At 58.1% G+C, this 17390-nt stretch carries 15 protein-coding genes; 12 read left to right on the top strand and 3 right to left on the bottom strand.

The genetic code is table 11. From position 1 onward, the window contains the following. Window positions 1-146: 146 nt before the first annotated feature. Together clpA and clpS are read right to left on the bottom strand one after the other, a co-directional pair. Window positions 147-2417: an ATP-dependent Clp protease ATP-binding subunit ClpA gene (gene clpA, locus AC07N8_RS21295; protein WP_027925125.1), complete on the bottom strand. Its 2271-nt coding sequence runs from the start codon at window positions 2415-2417 to the stop codon at window positions 147-149. A 30-nt stretch (window positions 2418-2447) separates the two neighbouring features. Then, a complete protein-coding gene (gene clpS / locus AC07N8_RS21290) occupies window positions 2448-2810 on the bottom strand; it encodes an ATP-dependent Clp protease adapter ClpS (RefSeq protein WP_027925124.1) in 363 nt (120 codons plus the stop codon). A gap of 225 nt (window positions 2811-3035) precedes the next feature. On the opposite strand from clpS, the gene AC07N8_RS21285 reads away from it, so the two are divergent. Then, complete coding sequence (locus AC07N8_RS21285) at window positions 3036-3326, top strand: cold shock domain-containing protein (protein ID WP_483842764.1); 291 nt, start codon at window positions 3036-3038, stop codon at window positions 3324-3326. Between the two features lie 86 nt (window positions 3327-3412). On the opposite strand, the gene icd is transcribed toward AC07N8_RS21285, so the two are convergent. After that, entirely contained in the window at window positions 3413-4669 is a 1257-nt protein-coding gene (gene icd / locus AC07N8_RS21280) for an NADP-dependent isocitrate dehydrogenase (protein ID WP_027925122.1), read from the bottom strand. 493 nt (window positions 4670-5162) lie between these two features. Between icd and AC07N8_RS21275 the strand changes: the two genes are divergently transcribed. The 11 genes from AC07N8_RS21275 (at window position 5163) to AC07N8_RS21225 (ending at window position 17374) form a co-directional block, all read left to right on the top strand. Next, window positions 5163-7388 carry an NADP-dependent isocitrate dehydrogenase gene (locus tag AC07N8_RS21275; protein ID WP_493145432.1) on the top strand — a complete coding sequence of 742 codons (2226 nt, stop codon included), beginning with the start codon at window positions 5163-5165 and terminating at the stop codon, window positions 7386-7388. A 213-nt stretch (window positions 7389-7601) separates the two neighbouring features. Continuing rightward, a complete protein-coding gene (locus AC07N8_RS21270) occupies window positions 7602-8048 on the top strand; it encodes an NUDIX hydrolase (RefSeq protein ID WP_493145430.1) in 447 nt (148 codons plus the stop codon). 59 nt (window positions 8049-8107) lie between these two features. After that, window positions 8108-9241: a tRNA 2-thiouridine(34) synthase MnmA gene (gene mnmA, locus AC07N8_RS21265; protein WP_007946432.1), complete on the top strand. Its 1134-nt coding sequence runs from the start codon at window positions 8108-8110 to the stop codon at window positions 9239-9241. Beyond that, window positions 9238-9861: a high frequency lysogenization protein HflD gene (hflD, locus tag AC07N8_RS21260; RefSeq protein WP_493145426.1), complete on the top strand. Its 624-nt coding sequence runs from the start codon at window positions 9238-9240 to the stop codon at window positions 9859-9861. The genes mnmA and hflD overlap by 4 nt, the downstream gene beginning before the upstream one ends. A gap of 124 nt (window positions 9862-9985) precedes the next feature. Continuing rightward, window positions 9986-11356 carry an adenylosuccinate lyase gene (gene purB, locus AC07N8_RS21255; RefSeq protein ID WP_493145424.1) on the top strand — a complete coding sequence of 457 codons (1371 nt, stop codon included), beginning with the start codon at window positions 9986-9988 and terminating at the stop codon, window positions 11354-11356. Between the two features lie 86 nt (window positions 11357-11442). Continuing rightward, window positions 11443-12612, top strand: coding sequence for a ribosomal protein uL16 3-hydroxylase (locus AC07N8_RS21250; protein ID WP_483842761.1), 1170 nt, complete (start codon window positions 11443-11445; stop codon window positions 12610-12612). Then, on the top strand, window positions 12605-13030 hold the full coding sequence (locus tag AC07N8_RS21245; RefSeq protein WP_483842760.1) for a GNAT family N-acetyltransferase: 426 nt from the start codon (window positions 12605-12607) through the stop codon (window positions 13028-13030). Before AC07N8_RS21250 ends, AC07N8_RS21245 begins: the two co-directional genes overlap by 8 nt. 140 nt (window positions 13031-13170) lie before the next feature. Then, window positions 13171-13932, top strand: a complete 762-nt coding sequence (locus tag AC07N8_RS21240) for a secretin N-terminal domain-containing protein (RefSeq protein ID WP_483842759.1) — start codon at window positions 13171-13173, stop codon at window positions 13930-13932. Window positions 13933-14406: 474 nt separating this feature from the next. After that, entirely contained in the window at window positions 14407-15732 is a 1326-nt protein-coding gene (gene aceA / locus AC07N8_RS21235) for an isocitrate lyase (protein ID WP_028623958.1), read from the top strand. Window positions 15733-16275: 543 nt separating this feature from the next. Next, entirely contained in the window at window positions 16276-16689 is a 414-nt protein-coding gene (locus AC07N8_RS21230; protein ID WP_003223812.1) for an NADH-quinone oxidoreductase subunit A, read from the top strand. Window positions 16690-16699: 10 nt separating this feature from the next. Then, window positions 16700-17374 carry a NuoB/complex I 20 kDa subunit family protein gene (locus tag AC07N8_RS21225; protein WP_007946424.1) on the top strand — a complete coding sequence of 225 codons (675 nt, stop codon included), beginning with the start codon at window positions 16700-16702 and terminating at the stop codon, window positions 17372-17374. Window positions 17375-17390: the final 16 nt, after the last annotated feature.

Here is a 17390-nt window from a genome sequence, read left to right as displayed (position 1 = left end):
TTTTTTGGCGTTTGAAAAAAAAAGTGAGTCGCCGTAAGGGCGAAACCCTAAGCAGCCGTTACCGCAGCAACGGATATAAACCCAATCCAACAGACAACAAAAAGGCGCCCGAAGGCGCCTTTCGCTTTACAACAGATCAACACCCGTCAGGCCATTTCAGCCGTGGTCTCAAACTCGAAGGTCAGCTCGCCGTCCTTCAGATCGATATGCACCACACCACCATGGTCCGCCAGTTCGCCAAAGAGGATCTCTTCGGCCAGTGGACGCTTGATCTTGTCCTGGATCAAACGCGCCATTGGACGAGCGCCCATTGCCGTGTCGTAGCCACCCACTGCCAGCCAGCCGCGCGCTGCGTCCGTCACTTCCAGCTGCACACGCTTGTCTTCCAGCTGCGCCTGAAGCTCGGTAAGGAACTTGTCCACCACGCTTTTGATGACCTCATGACTGAGGCGACCAAACTGGATAATGGTGTCCAGACGGTTGCGGAACTCTGGCGTGAAGCTCTTCTTGATCACTTCCATCGCATCGGACGAGTGGTCCTGATGGGTGAAACCGATCGAAGCACGCGCTGCTGTTTCGGCACCGGCGTTGGTCGTCATGATGACGATCACGTTACGGAAATCCGCCTTGCGCCCGTTGTTATCAGTCAGCGTACCGTGATCCATGACCTGCAGCAGCAGGTTGAAGACTTCCGGATGCGCCTTCTCGATCTCATCGAGCAACAGCACACAGTGAGGCTGCTTGGTGATGGCTTCGGTCAGCAGGCCGCCCTGATCGAACCCGACATAGCCTGGAGGCGCACCGATCAGACGCGATACGGTGTGGCGCTCCATGTACTCGGACATGTCGAAGCGAACCAGCTCGATACCCAACGCCTTGGCCAACTGACGCGCCGCTTCGGTTTTACCGACACCGGTCGGCCCTGCGAACAGGAACGAACCGACAGGCTTGTCAGGCGACTTGAGGCCGGCACGGGACAGTTTGATCGCCGTCGACAACGAGTCGATGGCGGCATCCTGGCCAAATACGGTGAGCTTCAGGTCACGCTCAAGGTTACGCAGCAGCTCTTTGTCGGAGCTGGTGACGTGCTTGGGCGGAATTCGGGCGATTTTCGCCACGATGTCCTCGACCTGAGGCACCTCGATGCGTTTCACACGTTTCTCGATTGGCTGCAGACGCTGGTAGGCGCCCGCCTCGTCGATGACGTCGATGGCCTTGTCCGGCATGTGCCGGTCATTGATATAGCGCGAAGCCAGCTCAGCGGCCGCACGCAGCGCCTCATCACTGTATTCGATGTTGTGGTGCGCTTCGAAACGCCCTTTCAGGCCGCGCAGGATGCCAATGGTGTCTTCCACCGAAGGCTCCGACACATCAACCTTCTGGAAGCGTCGTGCCAGGGCACGGTCCTTCTCGAAGATCCCGCGGAATTCCTGGAACGTGGTCGAACCGATGCAACGGATATCACCCGAGGACAGCAGCGGCTTGAGCAGGTTCGAGGCATCCATGACGCCACCGGACGCAGCACCCGCACCGATAATGGTGTGGATTTCGTCGATGAACAGGATCGCCTGCGGACGTTTTTTCAGTTCATTGAGCAGCGCCTTGAAGCGCTTCTCGAAATCACCACGGTATTTGGTCCCGGCCAGCAAGGCGCCCAAGTCGAGGGAATACACCACGCTGTTGGCCAGCAGGTCAGGCACCTGGTTGTCGACAATGCGTTTGGCCAGGCCTTCGGCAATCGCGGTTTTACCCACGCCCGCCTCGCCCACCAGCAACGGATTGTTTTTACGACGGCGCGCCAGGATCTGCGCGACGCGTTCGACTTCCAGCTCACGGCCTACCAATGGATCGATTCGACCCTGGCGCGCGAGTTCGTTGAGGTTGCTGGCATAAGCATCCAGAGGATTGCCTGAAGATGAAGACTCACCGCCCTCGTCGTCCTGCATATCTTGCTCACCTTCAGAGTGATCGCCATGCCCGGGCACTTTGGAAATGCCATGGGCGATGTAGTTGACGACATCGATGCGCGCAACGCTCTGCTGTTTCAGCAGGAACACTGCCTGACTCTCTTGCTCACTGAAGATCGCGACCAGCACGTTGGCGCCAGTCACTTCGCGTTTGCCCGAGCTCTGTACGTGGAACACAGCACGTTGCAGTACACGCTGGAAGCCCAGGGTTGGCTGGGTTTCACGGTCCTCGTCATGGACGGGGATCAATGGCGTGGTGGAGTCGATGAACTCCTGCAGGTCATGCTTGAGTTTGTCGAGGTTTGCGCCGCACGCACGCAAAACAGTGGCGGCAGCCTCATTGTCCAATAGGGCCAGCAGGAGATGTTCGACGGTCATGAATTCATGACGCTTCGAACGGGCCTCCTTGAAGGCTAGATTGAGGGTGACTTCGAGCTCGCGGTTTAACATAGCTTCACCTCATACCCAAGTGGTCGGCGATTAACCGTCCTTCTCGATTTCACAGAGTAGCGGATGCTGGCTTTCCCTGGCGTACTGGTTGACCTGCATGGCCTTAGTCTCGGCGATGTCGCGGGTAAACACTCCACATACTGCCCGTCCTTCTGTGTGGACGGCCAGCATGACCTTGGTCGCCAGCTCCCGATTCAGGTTAAAAAACACCTCGAGCACTTCGACGACGAAATCCATCGGTGTGTAGTCATCGTTGAACAAAACCACCTTGTACATCGGCGGCGCCTGTAAAGCAGGCTTTGCCTCCTGAACAGCAATGCCTGCGGAATCGTCGTCGTGTGAATCAGGATGATCCTGATTGAATGTTAGTCGAATCTGGCTGATTGCATGCATGGAAAGAAAGGTTCGTCAGTTGTGCTAATACAGTGGTGGGGGCGGCTATGGACGATTTCAACACCGACCGCCCGGTCACCTTGACTATCGGGAAAACGGTGTTACAACCAATAGAGCCCACAGTGGGTAAAAAAGGTCCGCGGAGTCAATCTTATTTATAAAGACTGACTGCGGATGTACTGGATGATACTCCAGTGATGGAGTCTGTTGCAGAGGGATATGAGCATGGCAGTCGGCAAGGTGAAATGGTTCAACAACGCCAAGGGATTCGGTTTCATTAACACCGACGCCAGAGAAGGTCGTGACGAGGATGGCAAGGAAATCGATTTCTTTGCCCACTATTCGGCCATCGATATGGGTGGATACAAGACCCTCAAGGCCGGACAGATCGTCAGCTTCGAGATCGTTCAGGGGCCCAAAGGGCTGCACGCCGTCAAAATTACAGACAAAGTGGCCGTTGACGCCGCTGCAGCCGCAGCAGCCGCTACCAGCTCCCAGGCTAAAGCCGTGAGCTGATTCCCACGATTCAAGGCATCCGGTCATAACAAAACCGCCCGACTCGATCACTCGAGCCGGGCGGTTTTGTTGCAGCCGCTTTTCGCTTACATATGCGAGATCAGCGCATCACCAAAGCCGGAAGACGACACCAGCTTCGCGCCGTCCATCAGACGTTCGAAGTCATAGGTCACGGTCTTGGCGGAAATTGCGCCGTTGGTGCCCTTGATGATCAGGTCGGCCGCTTCGGTCCAGCCCATGTGACGCAGCATCATTTCAGCCGACAGGATCAGCGAGCCCGGGTTGACCTGGTCCTTGCCGGCGTATTTCGGCGCAGTACCGTGGGTCGCTTCGAACATGGCAATGGTGTCGGACAGGTTGGCACCCGGTGCGATACCGATACCGCCCACTTCCGCCGCCAGGGCGTCAGAGAGGTAGTCGCCGTTCAGGTTCAGGGTCGCGATCACATCGTATTCGGCCGGACGCAGCAGGATCTGCTGGAGCATGGCGTCAGCGATGGCATCCTTGACGATAACGTTCTTGCCGGTTTTCGGGTTCTTGAACTGCATCCACGGACCGCCGTCGAGCAGGGTCGCGCCGAACTCTTCAGCCGCCACTTCGTAGGCCCATTCCTTGAAGGCACCTTCGGTGAACTTCATGATGTTGCCTTTGTGCACGATGGTCAGCGAGTCGCGGTCGTTGTCGACCACATACTGCAGGGCCTTGCGTGCCAGACGCTTGGTGCCTTGCAGCGAAACCGGCTTGATGCCGATACCGCAGTTTTCGTCGAAACGGATCTTGGTGACGCCCATTTCATCTTTGAGGAACTTGATGACTTTGGTCGCTTCCGGCGAACCGGCTTTCCACTCGATACCGGCGTAGATATCTTCCGAGTTCTCACGGAAGATCGTCATGTCGACATCGCCTGGCTTTTTAACCGGGCTAGGCACGCCTTCGAACCAGCGCACAGGGCGCAGGCACACATAAAGGTCGAGTTGCTGACGCAGGGCCACGTTCAGGGAACGAATGCCGCCGCCGACCGGGGTGGTCAGAGGGCCCTTGATGGAAACCACGTAATCTTTAACTGCGTCCAGGGTTTCCTGGGGTAGCCAGGTGTCCTGATCGTAAACCTGAGTCGCTTTCTCCCCGGCGTAGACTTCCATCCAGGAAATTTTGCGCTCGCCGCCGTAAGCCTTCTTAACAGCAGCATCGACAACCTTGATCATGACCGGGCTGATATCAACGCCAATACCATCGCCTTCGATGAAGGGGATGATCGGGTTGTTAGGAACATTGAGAGAATGGTCCGCGTTGACGGTGATTTTGTCGCCGACTGCTGGAACCTGAATCTTCTTGTATCCCATGCTGAACTCCATTGTTTGGATTGAACATCTGGCTTCGTTCGAGCGTAACCCAGTTAAATCGGCGCGCAAACCCTATGTTCCATCCATCTGCCGCAAAGCTGCATTCCTCGCGGCCTACAAGCCTGAAAGCAAAGGGAAAAGCGCCAAAGTCGAGCACGACGAACGACTCTACGCCCCACCTGCCCCTGCGACCTTTAGACCAATGGACGATATTCCTTACTCATGAACCATCGGCAGATTGCCAGCTACCTATGTATAATGCCGCCGCTGACTAAAGGGTCACGACGGTGGAAAGGCTCTACGATGAGACTTTCCGCCCTATAAGCCGGTCTGTTACCGCAGTCCGAATGCTTGACGCCCTACTGATGCACCCAACATCACAGCAACGAAACCTCGATATTCGGCTCATGGATGACTTTGAACGAACGCGCTTACCCGGCGCCCCTCGAGTTTCTGCGCACGCTTTAGCAAAGAAGAGAGAGTTAATCCGAATATGCCCACCCGCTCGAAGATCATCTATACCTTCACCGACGAAGCCCCAGCCCTCGCCACCTATTCACTGTTGCCTATCGTAGAGGCCTTCACCGCCTCGGCTGATATCGCCGTTGAAACCCGCGATATCTCTCTTGCAGGACGCATTCTGGCCAGCTTCCCCGAGCAACTGGGTGACAAAGCCGTAGCCGACCACCTCGCCGAACTGGGCGACCTGGCCGTTACGCCTGAAGCCAACATCATCAAGCTGCCGAACATCAGTGCTTCCGTACCGCAGCTGCAAGCCGCGATCAAAGAACTGCAAGCCCAGGGCTTCGCCGTTCCTGATTACCCGGAAACCGTGACCAGCGACGCCGACAAGCTCGCCAAGTCGCGTTACGACAAGATCAAGGGCAGCGCCGTAAACCCGGTTCTGCGCGAAGGCAACTCCGATCGTCGTGCACCGCTGTCGGTCAAGAATTACGCTCGCAAGCATCCGCACAAAATGGGCGCTTGGGCTAAAGACTCCAAGTCTCACGTTGCGCACATGAGCGCCGGCGATTTCTACGGCAGCGAAAAAGCCGCCCTGATCGAAGCCGCTGACGCCGTCAAAATCGAACTGATCGCTCAAGACGGCACCACCACCGTCCTGAAAGAAAAAACCACCGTACAGGCCGGTGAGATCCTCGATTGCGCGGTCATGAGCAAAAACGCTCTGCGCAGCTTCATCGCTGCCGAGATCGAAGACGCCAAAGCCAAGGGTGTGCTGCTGTCGGTTCACCTGAAAGCCACCATGATGAAGGTCTCCGACCCGATCATGTTCGGCCAGATCGTTGCCGAGTTCTATAAAGACGCACTGGCCAAGCACGCTGACGTGCTGGCGCAGATCGGCTTCAACCTGAACAACGGCATCGGCGACCTGTACGCTCGCATCAAGGCCCTGCCGGCTGAGCAGCAAGCGCAGATCGAAGCGGACATCCAGGCGGTCTACGCCGTTCGTCCGTCGTTGGCCATGGTCAACTCCGACAAAGGCATCACCAACCTGCACGTGCCGAGCGACGTCATTGTCGACGCCTCGATGCCAGCCATGATCCGTGACTCCGGCAAAATGTGGGGCACCGACGGCCAGCTGCACGACACCAAGGCTGTGATCCCGGATCGCTGCTACGCAACCATCTACCAGGCCGTCATCGAAGACTGCAAAGTCAACGGTGCTTTCGACTCGACCACCATGGGCAGCGTGCCAAACGTTGGCCTGATGGCGAAGAAAGCCGAAGAGTACGGTTCGCACGACAAGACTTTCCAGATCAAGGCCAACGGTGTGGTTCGGGTTTCCGACAGCGCCGGTCGCACGCTGCTGGAACAGTCGGTTGAAGCCGGCGACACCTTCCGCATGTGCCAGACCAAAGACGCGCCGATCCAGGACTGGGTCAAACTGGCCGTCAACCGTGCTCGCGCCAGCAGCACCCCGGCGATTTTCTGGCTGGACCCGATGCGCGCCCACGATGGCGTAGTGATCGAGAAAGTTCAGGCTTACCTGAAGGATCACGACACGGCCGGCCTGGACATCCAGATCATGGCACCTGTCGACGCGATGAAGTTCACCCTGCAACGCACTCGCGAAGGCAAGGACACCATCTCGGTGACCGGCAACGTATTGCGCGACTACCTGACTGACCTGTTCCCGATCATGGAACTGGGCACCAGCGCCAAGATGCTGTCGATCGTTCCGCTGATGAATGGCGGCGGTCTGTTCGAAACCGGCGCCGGTGGTTCGGCTCCGAAGCACGTTCAACAGCTGCTGGAAGAGAACTTCCTGCGTTGGGATTCCCTGGGCGAGTTCCTGGCCCTGGCCGCTTCCCTTGAGCACCTGGGCGTGACTTACAACAACCCTAAGGCGCTGGTTCTGGCCAAGACCCTGGATCAGGCCACCGGCCAGTTCCTGGACAACAACAAGTCGCCATCGCGTAAAGTCGGCAACATCGACAACCGCGGCAGCCACTTCTACCTGGCGCTGTACTGGGCTCAAGCCCTGGCGGCCCAGACTGAAGACGCTGCACTGCAAGCGCAGTTCGCGACCCTGGCCAAAACCCTGACCGAGAACGAAGCAACCATCGTTGCCGAGCTCAACGCCGTTCAGGGCAAGCCAGTGGACATCGGCGGTTACTACCACGCCAATGCCGAGCTGATCAGCAAGGCCATGCGCCCTAGCCCAACCTTCAACGCAGCGGTTGCTGCGCTGGTTTAAGGTTGTAAGGTTGCAAAGAAGCCCCGGCCTAGTGCCGGGGTTTCTGTTTTCGGGCTAAACACACACTTATCCATCAGAACCGGATCCTGTGGGAGCGAGCCTGCTCGCGAATGCGGTATATCCTTCAACACTGCATTGACCGGCCTACCGCTTTCGCGAGCAGGCTCGCTCCCACACTGATTTTTATTCCAACTTCAGAATCGAGGAAGCTTCATGGACTGGAAACCCCACATCACCGTCGCCACCATCGTCGAAGATAACGGCCGCTTCCTGATGGTCGAAGAGCTCAAGCACGACCGTGTCGTGCTCAATCAACCCGCCGGCCACCTCGACCCGAATGAAACCCTGATCGAAGCCGCGGTACGCGAAACCCTCGAAGAAACCGGCTGGGACGTCGAAGCCACCGGTGTAGTCGGCATTTACCTGTACACCGCCCCGAGCAACGGCGTGACGTACCAACGGGTCTGCTTCATCGCAAAACCGCTCAAACACCACCCGGATTATCAGCTGGACGACGGCATCGTCGGTGCCAAGTGGCTGACGCGTGACGAATTGCTGGAACAGCGCGCAAACTGGCGCAGTGAGCTGATCATCCGTTGTATCGATGATTATCTGGACGGCAATCACTTCGGTCTCGAACTGATCCGCCCTTCTCTTTAGCCTTGCGGGCTCCAGCCTGCTAGAATCGCGTCCTTTTTCAAGACACTCATTGAATCCCTATGCGTGATCCAGCCCCTTCTGACACACAAAAGAAGCGCGTCATTGTCGGCATGTCCGGCGGCGTGGACTCTTCCGTTTCCGCTCTCCTGCTGATCGAGCAGGGTTATGAGGTGGAAGGCCTGTTCATGAAGAACTGGGAAGAAGACGATGGAACGGAATACTGCACCGCCATGGACGACCTGGCGGATGCGCAGGCTGTGTGCGACAAAATCGGTATCAAGCTGCACACCGCCAACTTCGCCGCCGAGTACTGGGACAACGTGTTCGAGCACTTCCTGGCCGAATACAAGGCCGGTCGCACGCCGAACCCGGACATCCTGTGCAACCGCGAGATCAAGTTCAAGGCGTTCCTCGACTACGCCATGATGCTCGGTGCCGACCTGATTGCTACCGGCCACTATGTGCGCCGTCGCGATATCGACGGTCGTACCGAACTGCTCAAGGGCCTGGACGCGAACAAGGACCAGAGCTACTTCCTGCACGCCGTCGGCGGCGAGCAGATCGCCAAGACCCTGTTCCCGGTTGGCGAGCTGGAAAAGCCTGAAGTCCGCGCGATTGCCGAGAAATACGAGCTGGCGACCGCGAAGAAAAAGGACTCCACCGGTATCTGCTTTATCGGCGAACGCCGCTTCAGCGACTTCCTCAAGCAGTACCTGCCGGCGCAACCCGGCGAGATCAAGACCACCGAAGGTGAAGTGATCGGCCGTCACCACGGCTTGATGTACCACACCATCGGCCAGCGCCAGGGCCTGGGCATCGGCGGCTTGAAAGACGCCAGTGACGAGCCGTGGTACGTGCTGATCAAGGACCTGGAGCACAACGAGCTGATCGTCGGCCAAGGCAATGACCACCCGTATCTGTTCTCCCGCGCCCTGCTCGCCTCGGACATCTATTGGGTCAACCCGATTGATCTGACCGAGCCGCGCAAGTTGACCGCCAAGGTCCGCTATCGTCAAAGCGACCAGCCGTGCACGCTGGAGAAAACCGCTACCGGCTACCGCGCCACCTTCGATGACCCGCAACGCGCGGTCACCCCCGGCCAGTCCGTGGTGTTTTACGACGGTGAAATCTGCCTGGGCGGCGGCGTGATCGAAATTGCCGAGCCGTGGACCAGCAAAGGCCAGCAACAATGAGCCCCACTCAGGAGCAACTGACGGCGCTGGGCGGCGTGTTTTTCGCTGCCGTCCTCGTCGACAAGATTGCCAAGACCGGCCAGACCACCGAAGCCGGCCTGTCCTGCATGCTCGGCAGCCTGCTGATTCGCGACCCCAAGGACACGCTGGAAGTCTACGGCGGTGACGACCTCAACCTGCGCGAAGGTTATCGCGCGTTGGTGGGCGCACTTGAACGCGACCCGAGCGCCCTTCAGCGCGAACCCTTGCGTTACGCACTGGCGATGCTCGGGCTCGAACGTCAACTGGCCAAGCGCGGCGACATGCTGGACGTGATCGGCAAGCGCTTGCCGCAGATTCAATCCCAGGTCGAGCACTTCGGCCCGGCTCACGAAAACGTGATCGCCGCGTGTGGCGCGCTGTACCAGGACACCCTGAGCACCTTGCGCCAACGGATTCAGGTCCACGGCGACATGCGCAACCTGCAGCAGCCGAGCAATGCCTCGAAAATCCGCGCCCTGTTGCTGGCCGGGATTCGTTCGGCGCGCCTGTGGCGGCAGTTGGGCGGTCATCGCTGGCAGCTGGTGATCAGCCGTCGCAAATTATTGAAAGAGCTTTACCCCTTGATGCGTAACGAATAAGTCACGCAGACAGCTATTTACTCCGCATTACGCGTAATACGCCGGTCAGTTGGCAACGGACCGACGGATTTTTTCATGTATGATACGCGCCCCATTTCGTTGCCCGACTGTCCGAGAACACCCCATGCAGCTTTCTTCGCTCACTGCGGTTTCCCCTGTTGACGGCCGCTACGCCGGCAAAACCCAGGCCCTGCGCCCGATTTTCAGCGAATACGGCCTGATCCGTGCTCGCGTTCTGGTTGAAGTGCGCTGGCTCCAGCGCCTGGCCGCTCACCCTGGCATCAGCGAAGTGCCGGCGTTCTCCGCCGAAGCCAACGCTGTGCTGAACACCCTGGCGGAAAACTTCGCTCTGGAGCACGCCGAGCGTGTCAAAGAGATCGAGCGCACCACCAACCACGACGTCAAAGCCATCGAATACCTGCTCAAAGAGCAAGCGGCCAAGCTGCCGGAACTGGCTGCCGTCAGCGAATTCATCCACTTTGCCTGCACCAGCGAGGACATCAACAACCTGTCCCACGCCCTGATGCTGCGCGAAGGCCGTGATGATGTGATGCTGCCGCTGATGCGCCAGACCGCCGAAGCCATCCGCGAACTGGCCATCCGTTTTGCCGACGTGCCAATGCTGTCGCGCACCCACGGTCAACCGGCTTCGCCGACCACTTTGGGTAAAGAGCTGGCGAACGTGGTTTACCGTCTGGAGCGTCAAATCGCTCAGGCCGCTGCCGTTCCGCTGCTGGGCAAGATCAACGGCGCTGTCGGCAACTACAATGCTCACCTGTCGGCCTACCCTGAGATCGACTGGGAAGAAAACGCCCGTGCCTTCATCGAAGACGAGCTGGGCCTGGGTTTCAACCCGTACACCACGCAGATCGAGCCGCACGACTACATCGCCGAGCTGTTCGACGCGATCGCGCGCTTCAACACCATCCTGATCGACTTCGACCGCGACATCTGGGGCTACATCTCCCTGGGTTATTTCAAACAGCGCACTATCGCTGGCGAAATCGGTTCGTCGACCATGCCGCACAAGGTCAACCCGATCGACTTCGAAAACTCCGAAGGCAACCTGGGCATCGCCAACGCACTGTTCCAGCACTTGGCGAGCAAACTGCCAATCTCCCGCTGGCAGCGTGACCTGACCGACTCCACCGTGCTGCGCAACCTCGGTGTCGGCTTCGCCCACAGCGTGATCGCGTACGAAGCCAGCCTCAAAGGCATCAGCAAGCTTGAGCTCAACGAGCAGAAGATTGCCGCTGACCTGGACGCTTGCTGGGAAGTGCTGGCCGAGCCGATCCAGACCGTGATGCGCCGCTACAACATCGAAAACCCGTACGAAAAGCTGAAAGAACTGACCCGCGGCAAGGGCATCAGCCCGCAAGCGCTGCAGACTTTCATCGACGGCCTGGACATGCCAGCCGCCGCCAAGGCCGAGCTGAAATTGCTCACCCCGGCGAACTACATCGGTAACGCTGTAGAGCAAGCCAAACGCATCTGATTGACCGCTGGACCTGCTTGAGACGCCCGGCCGCGCCGGGCGTTTTTATTCCTGTCTAAAAAGTAGTTTTTTTCAATAGGTTACACATGAATCCTGACATTCCTCTTCAACTTCTGGGCGGCATCACGGCGCGCGAATTCTTGCGCGACTACTGGCAGAAAAAACCGCTGCTGATCCGCCAGGCGATTCCTGATTTCGAAAGCCCGATCGACGCCGACGAACTGGCCGGCCTGGCACTGGAAGAAGAAGTCGAATCACGCCTGGTGATCGAGAACGGCGAGCGCCCATGGGAATTGCGCCGCGGCCCGTTCGCCGAAGACGAATTCAGCAAACTGCCGGAACGTGACTGGACCCTGCTGGTTCAAGCGGTCGATCAGTTTGTGCCGGAAGTCAGCGAACTGCTGGAAAACTTCCGCTTTCTGCCGAGCTGGCGCGTCGACGACGTGATGATCAGCTTCGCCGCCCCAGGTGGCAGCGTCGGTCCGCACTTCGACAACTACGACGTGTTCCTGCTGCAAGGCCACGGCAAGCGCAACTGGAAAATCGGCCAGATGTGCGACTCCGAAAGCAAGTTGCTGCCACACGCAGACCTGCGCATCCTCGCTGAATTCGAAGCCACCGAAGAGTGGGTCCTGGAACCGGGCGACATGCTGTACCTGCCGCCGCGCCTGGCTCACTGCGGCGTCGCGGTCGATGACTGCATGACGTACTCGGTGGGTTTCCGTGCGCCGAGCGCCGCTGAAGTGCTGACCCACTTCACCGACTTCCTCAGCCAGTTCCTGACCGACGAAGAGCGTTACACCGACGCCGACGCCCTGCCTGCGGTCGATCCACACCAGATCCAGCACGACGCCCTTGATCGCCTGAAAAGCCTGCTGGCCGAGCACATGAGCGACGAGCGCCTGCTGCTGACCTGGTTTGGCCAGTACATGACCGAGCCGCGCTACCCGGAACTGGTGGTTGGCCCGGAAGAGATCGAAGAAGACGACCTGCTCGCCAGCCTTGAGCAAGGCGCCGTCCTGATCCGCAACCCAAGCGCCCGCCTCGCCTGGTCCGAAGTCGATGACGACCTGCTGCTGTTCGCCAGCGGCCAGAGCCGTTACCTGCCGGGCAAGTTGCGCGAACTGCTGAAAATGATTTGCGCCGCTGACGCGCTGCACATCGACAACCTCGGCGAGTGGCTGAGCGACGAAGACGGCCGAGGCCTGATCTGCGAATTGATCAAGCAAGGCAGCCTGGGGTTTGCTGATGAATAAAATTCACGTACGTGTCGCAGACTGGCAGAAGGACATCGCCGAGATCCGGCGCATTCGTGAGACGGTATTCATCGCCGAGCAATCCGTTCCACCTGAGCTGGAATGGGATGCCGATGACGCCACCGCGGTGCATTTCCTGGCCTTCGAAGGCGACTTCCCGATTGGCACCGCGCGCCTGCTGCCCGATGGCCACATCGGCCGGGTTTCGGTGCTCAAGGACTGGCGCGGCCTGAAGGTCGGCGATGCACTGATGCATGCGGTAATCGGTGAAGCCGAGGAGCGCGGCCTGAAGCAGCAGATGCTCAGCGCGCAAGTGCAGGCCACGGCGTTCTATGAGCGCCTGGGTTTTCACATCCTCAGCGAGGAATTCCTGGAAGCCGGGATTCCACATGTGGACATGGTGCGTCACTCGGCATAACACCCTCGCCACAGAGAACACCACAAAACGCCCCGCCATCAACCGATGCCGGGGCGTTTTGCTGTCTACGATTCAACTTGCACCACGTCGGGCCGACAAACTGGCAATATCAACACTTCAAGATGTCGGAGATAACGGATATGTCCCTACGCACCCTGCTCACCACCCTGTTGCTGACCTGCAGTTTTTCAGCCATGGCAGCCACCGAGATCGTGCCCCTGAACTACCGCACCAGCGCCGACATGCTGCCCATGGCGCAGGATTTCATTGGCAAGGAAGGCCAGGTCAGCGCCTACGGCAATCAGCTGATCGTCAACGCAGATCAACGCAAGATCGACGAACTTAAAACCCTGATCAGCCAACTCGACGTCGCGGCCAAGCGCTTGTTGATTACCGTCGACACCAATGAAAACAACTTTCAGGGCGATCAGGGCGTCTCGGTCAACGGCGCCAAGCCAAGCCAGACCCGAATCATCAATTACGGCACCGCCAGTCGCGACGGTGGCATCCAGCAGGTTCAGGCCAGCGAAGGCACGCCCGCACTGATTCAGGTCGGCCAAAGCGTACCGCTCACCAGTTCGCAGACCGATTCCTACGGCGATTTGCGCAGCCAGACCGAATACCGCAACGTCACTCAAGGCTTCTATGTCACCGCCAGCGTCACCGGCGACATCGTTCACCTGGCGATCAGTACCAACCGTGACCGCATGAGCCAGGAACGTCCCGATGTAGTGAACGTGCAAAGTACCGACACAACTGTCACGGGCCGCCTCGGCGAATGGATCCTGCTGGCTGGCGTCAACCGTCAGACCCAGGCCGACAAACAGGGCACGAGCCGCAACTACGCTACTCAGGGCCGGGATGACATGACCCTGCGGGTGAAAGTCGATACTTTGGACTAAACCACCGAAAACTGACTGATTAGTCGTATTAGACCAAAGATGTAGTGCCTGAAAAAAAGCACTACAAAACGTTTGACGATCGAAAAAAGCAAAGGCATGATGGCCTCGCTCCCGCTAATCAGGGGCCCTGGCAAGGGCCTTCGAAGCGATGCTCGCACCTACCCCGCGAGCCGCTTCGTGTCTGTACCGCCCACAAGGTGTGTTTGACGAGGTTGCCGACTGGAACGAAGTTGTCCCGAGGGACGGAAGCGTAATTAGGTAACCCGGCTTTACACTGATGTTTGCACCAAGGCCCACGATGCCCCAATGCGTTCGCCAGTTTGCCCTTACCTGCTCACTTCCCCTCGAGCCCATCGTTCATCCCGTCGCCACCCCCGCCAAATCCGACTTGACCACCAAGCTTCTGGTCAGCGAGCGCATGAATTTTCCACCGCAGAACAACTTTCCGTAAAAGACGCGACGAGGTTTATCTCCATGGCACTGACACGCGAACAGCAAATTGCAGCCCTCGAAAAAGATTGGGCTGAAAACCCACGCTGGAAAGGCGTGACTCGCGCTTACTCCGCTGCTGACGTCGTCCGCCTGCGTGGCTCGGTTCAACCTGAGCACACCTTTGCAAAAATGGGCGCCGAAAAGCTGTGGAACCTGGTCACCCAGGGCGCCAAGCCTTCCTTCCGTCCTGAGAAAGATTTCGTCAACTGCATGGGCGCCCTGACCGGCGGCCAGGCTGTACAGCAAGTTAAAGCCGGTATCCAGGCGATCTACCTGTCGGGCTGGCAAGTGGCTGCGGACAACAACTCCGCCGAATCGATGTACCCGGACCAGTCGCTGTACCCAGTGGACTCCGTTCCAACCGTGGTCAAGCGCATCAACAACTCGTTCCGTCGTGCTGACCAGATCCAGTGGAAAGCCGGCAAAGGCCCGGGCGACGAAGGCTACATCGACTACTTCGCTCCAATCGTGGCTGACGCTGAAGCCGGTTTCGGCGGCGTACTGAACGCTTACGAGCTGATGAAAAGCATGATCGAAGCAGGCGCCGCCGGCGTTCACTTCGAAGACCAACTGGCTTCCGTGAAGAAATGCGGCCACATGGGCGGCAAGGTACTGGTTCCTACCCAGGAAGCCGTACAGAAGCTGACCGCTGCCCGTCTGGCAGCAGACGTTGCCGGTACTCCGACCATCATCCTGGCCCGTACCGACGCTAACGCCGCTGACCTGCTGACTTCCGACTGCGACCCGTACGACCAGCCATTCGTGACTGGCGAACGTACCCAGGAAGGCTTCTACAAAGTGCGCGCCGGTCTGGACCAGGCCATCGCTCGCGGCCTGGCTTACGCTCCGTACGCCGACCTGATCTGGTGCGAAACCGCCAAGCCGGATCTGGACGAGGCTCGTCGCTTCGCTGAAGCGATCAAAAAGGAATACCCGGACCAACTGCTGTCGTACAACTGCTCGCCTTCCTTCAACTGGAAGAAAAACCTGGACGACGCGACCATCGCCAAGTTCCAGCGCGAACTGTCCGCCATGGGTTACAAGCACCAGTTCATCACCCTGGCCGGCATTCACAACATGTGGCACAGCATGTTCAACCTGGCGCACGACTACGCTCGCAACGACATGACTGCCTACGTGAAACTGCAAGAGCAAGAGTTCGCTGACGCTTCGAAAGGCTACACCTTCGTGGCTCACCAGCAGGAAGTGGGCACCGGCTACTTCGACGACATGACCACTGTGATTCAAGGTGGCTCGTCTTCGGTAACCGCACTGACCGGTTCGACTGAAGAAGAACAGTTCCACTGATCTGCTTCGCTTGATCGATCGGCCGCTGCGGGCCAGATAGAAAGCTAACCGCAGCGCCGCACATCTGACGCCCCGACTGGTTCGGGGCGTTTTTTTGCCTGCGATTCCTCAAACACCACAGGGGTCCGTGGTGAGACAGGAAAAACATTGATCCAGCGCGGTATCAGGGTCAGAAAAATCCGTTAAAACCGTCGCCTTCACTACTTGCTGTAATGCGCATAAAAGACAACTTCGCGGCCCCAATCCGGATAACCAGTTTAAAAACCACTGCAAACAATATTGATTATCATTTAGCCATAACTATGTTCGTTACATTCCCTACAAAACAATATTGATGAAAACCCGGCTAATGCCCGCAACGCATGGGTTGCGGGGCTTTGGAGGTGCGCTATGTCCTTATTCCTGTAAATAATTTCGCTATAGGAATTTTACTTGCTGAGTGTTGTGCCATAAAATCAGCGGGATTGATTGCTGCGACATATCGTCACTGCTTTGTTTCTTTTCAAGCTCAGAGACCTTTGCTCTCTGTTAAGGATTACCAGCATGCCCGAAGCGACAGGACTCATGGCCCACAACTGGGGCTTTGCCATTTTCCTTCTGGGCGTCGTCGGCCTCTGCGCCTTCATGCTCGGCGTTTCCAGCCTCCTTGGGTCAAAAGCCTGGGGCCGCAGCAAAAACGAACCGTTCGAATCCGGCATGCTACCTACAGGTGGCGCCCGTCTGCGGCTCTCAGCCAAATTCTATCTGGTCGCGATGCTCTTCGTGATCTTCGATATCGAAGCCCTCTTTCTCTTTGCATGGTCTGTGTCCGTCCGCGAAAGCGGCTGGACCGGATTCGTCGAAGCTCTCGTTTTCATAGCAATTCTGTTGGCAGGCCTTGTCTACCTATTCCGAGTGGGCGCCCTTGACTGGGCTCCGGAAGCTCGTCGTAAGCGGCAAGCGAAGCTGAAACAATGAGGCTTTGGCAATGCAATACAATCTCACCAGGATCGACCCCGATGCTCCTAACGAGCAGTATCCGATTGGCGAACGGGAAACCGTTTCCGATCCGTTAGAAGATCAAGTCCACAAAAACATCTTCATGGGCAAGCTCGAAGACGTGCTTAACGGCACGATCAACTGGGGGCGCAAGAACTCCCTGTGGCCGTATAACTTCGGTCTTTCGTGCTGCTACGTGGAAATGACCACCGCCTTCACGGCGCCCCACGACATCGCGCGCTTTGGCGCCGAGGTTATCCGGGCATCGCCGCGCCAGGCGGATTTCATGGTTATCGCCGGTACCTGCTTCATCAAGATGGCGCCGATCATTCAGCGTCTCTACGAGCAAATGCTCGAACCTAAATGGGTTATCTCCATGGGTTCGTGCGCCAACTCCGGTGGCATGTACGACATCTACTCTGTCGTTCAAGGGGTGGACAAGTTCCTGCCCGTGGACGTCTACGTGCCTGGCTGCCCGCCCCGTCCTGAAGCTTTCCTGCAAGGCTTGATGCTCTTGCAAGAGTCGATTGGACAGGAGCGTCGTCCGCTTTCCTGGGTCGTTGGTGATCAAGGCGTCTACCGCGCCGAGATGCCTTCCGAAAAGGAAAAGCGCCGCGAACAGCGAATCGCAGTCACCAACCTGCGCAGCCCCGACGAAGTCTGATCCAGATCTGCTTCTT

It is taken from the genome of Pseudomonas sp. GW821-FHT10C09 (genome assembly GCF_059415465.1).
Note: the sequence above shows the minus strand (reverse complement) of the source record. Positions and strands in the feature narration are given on the sequence as shown.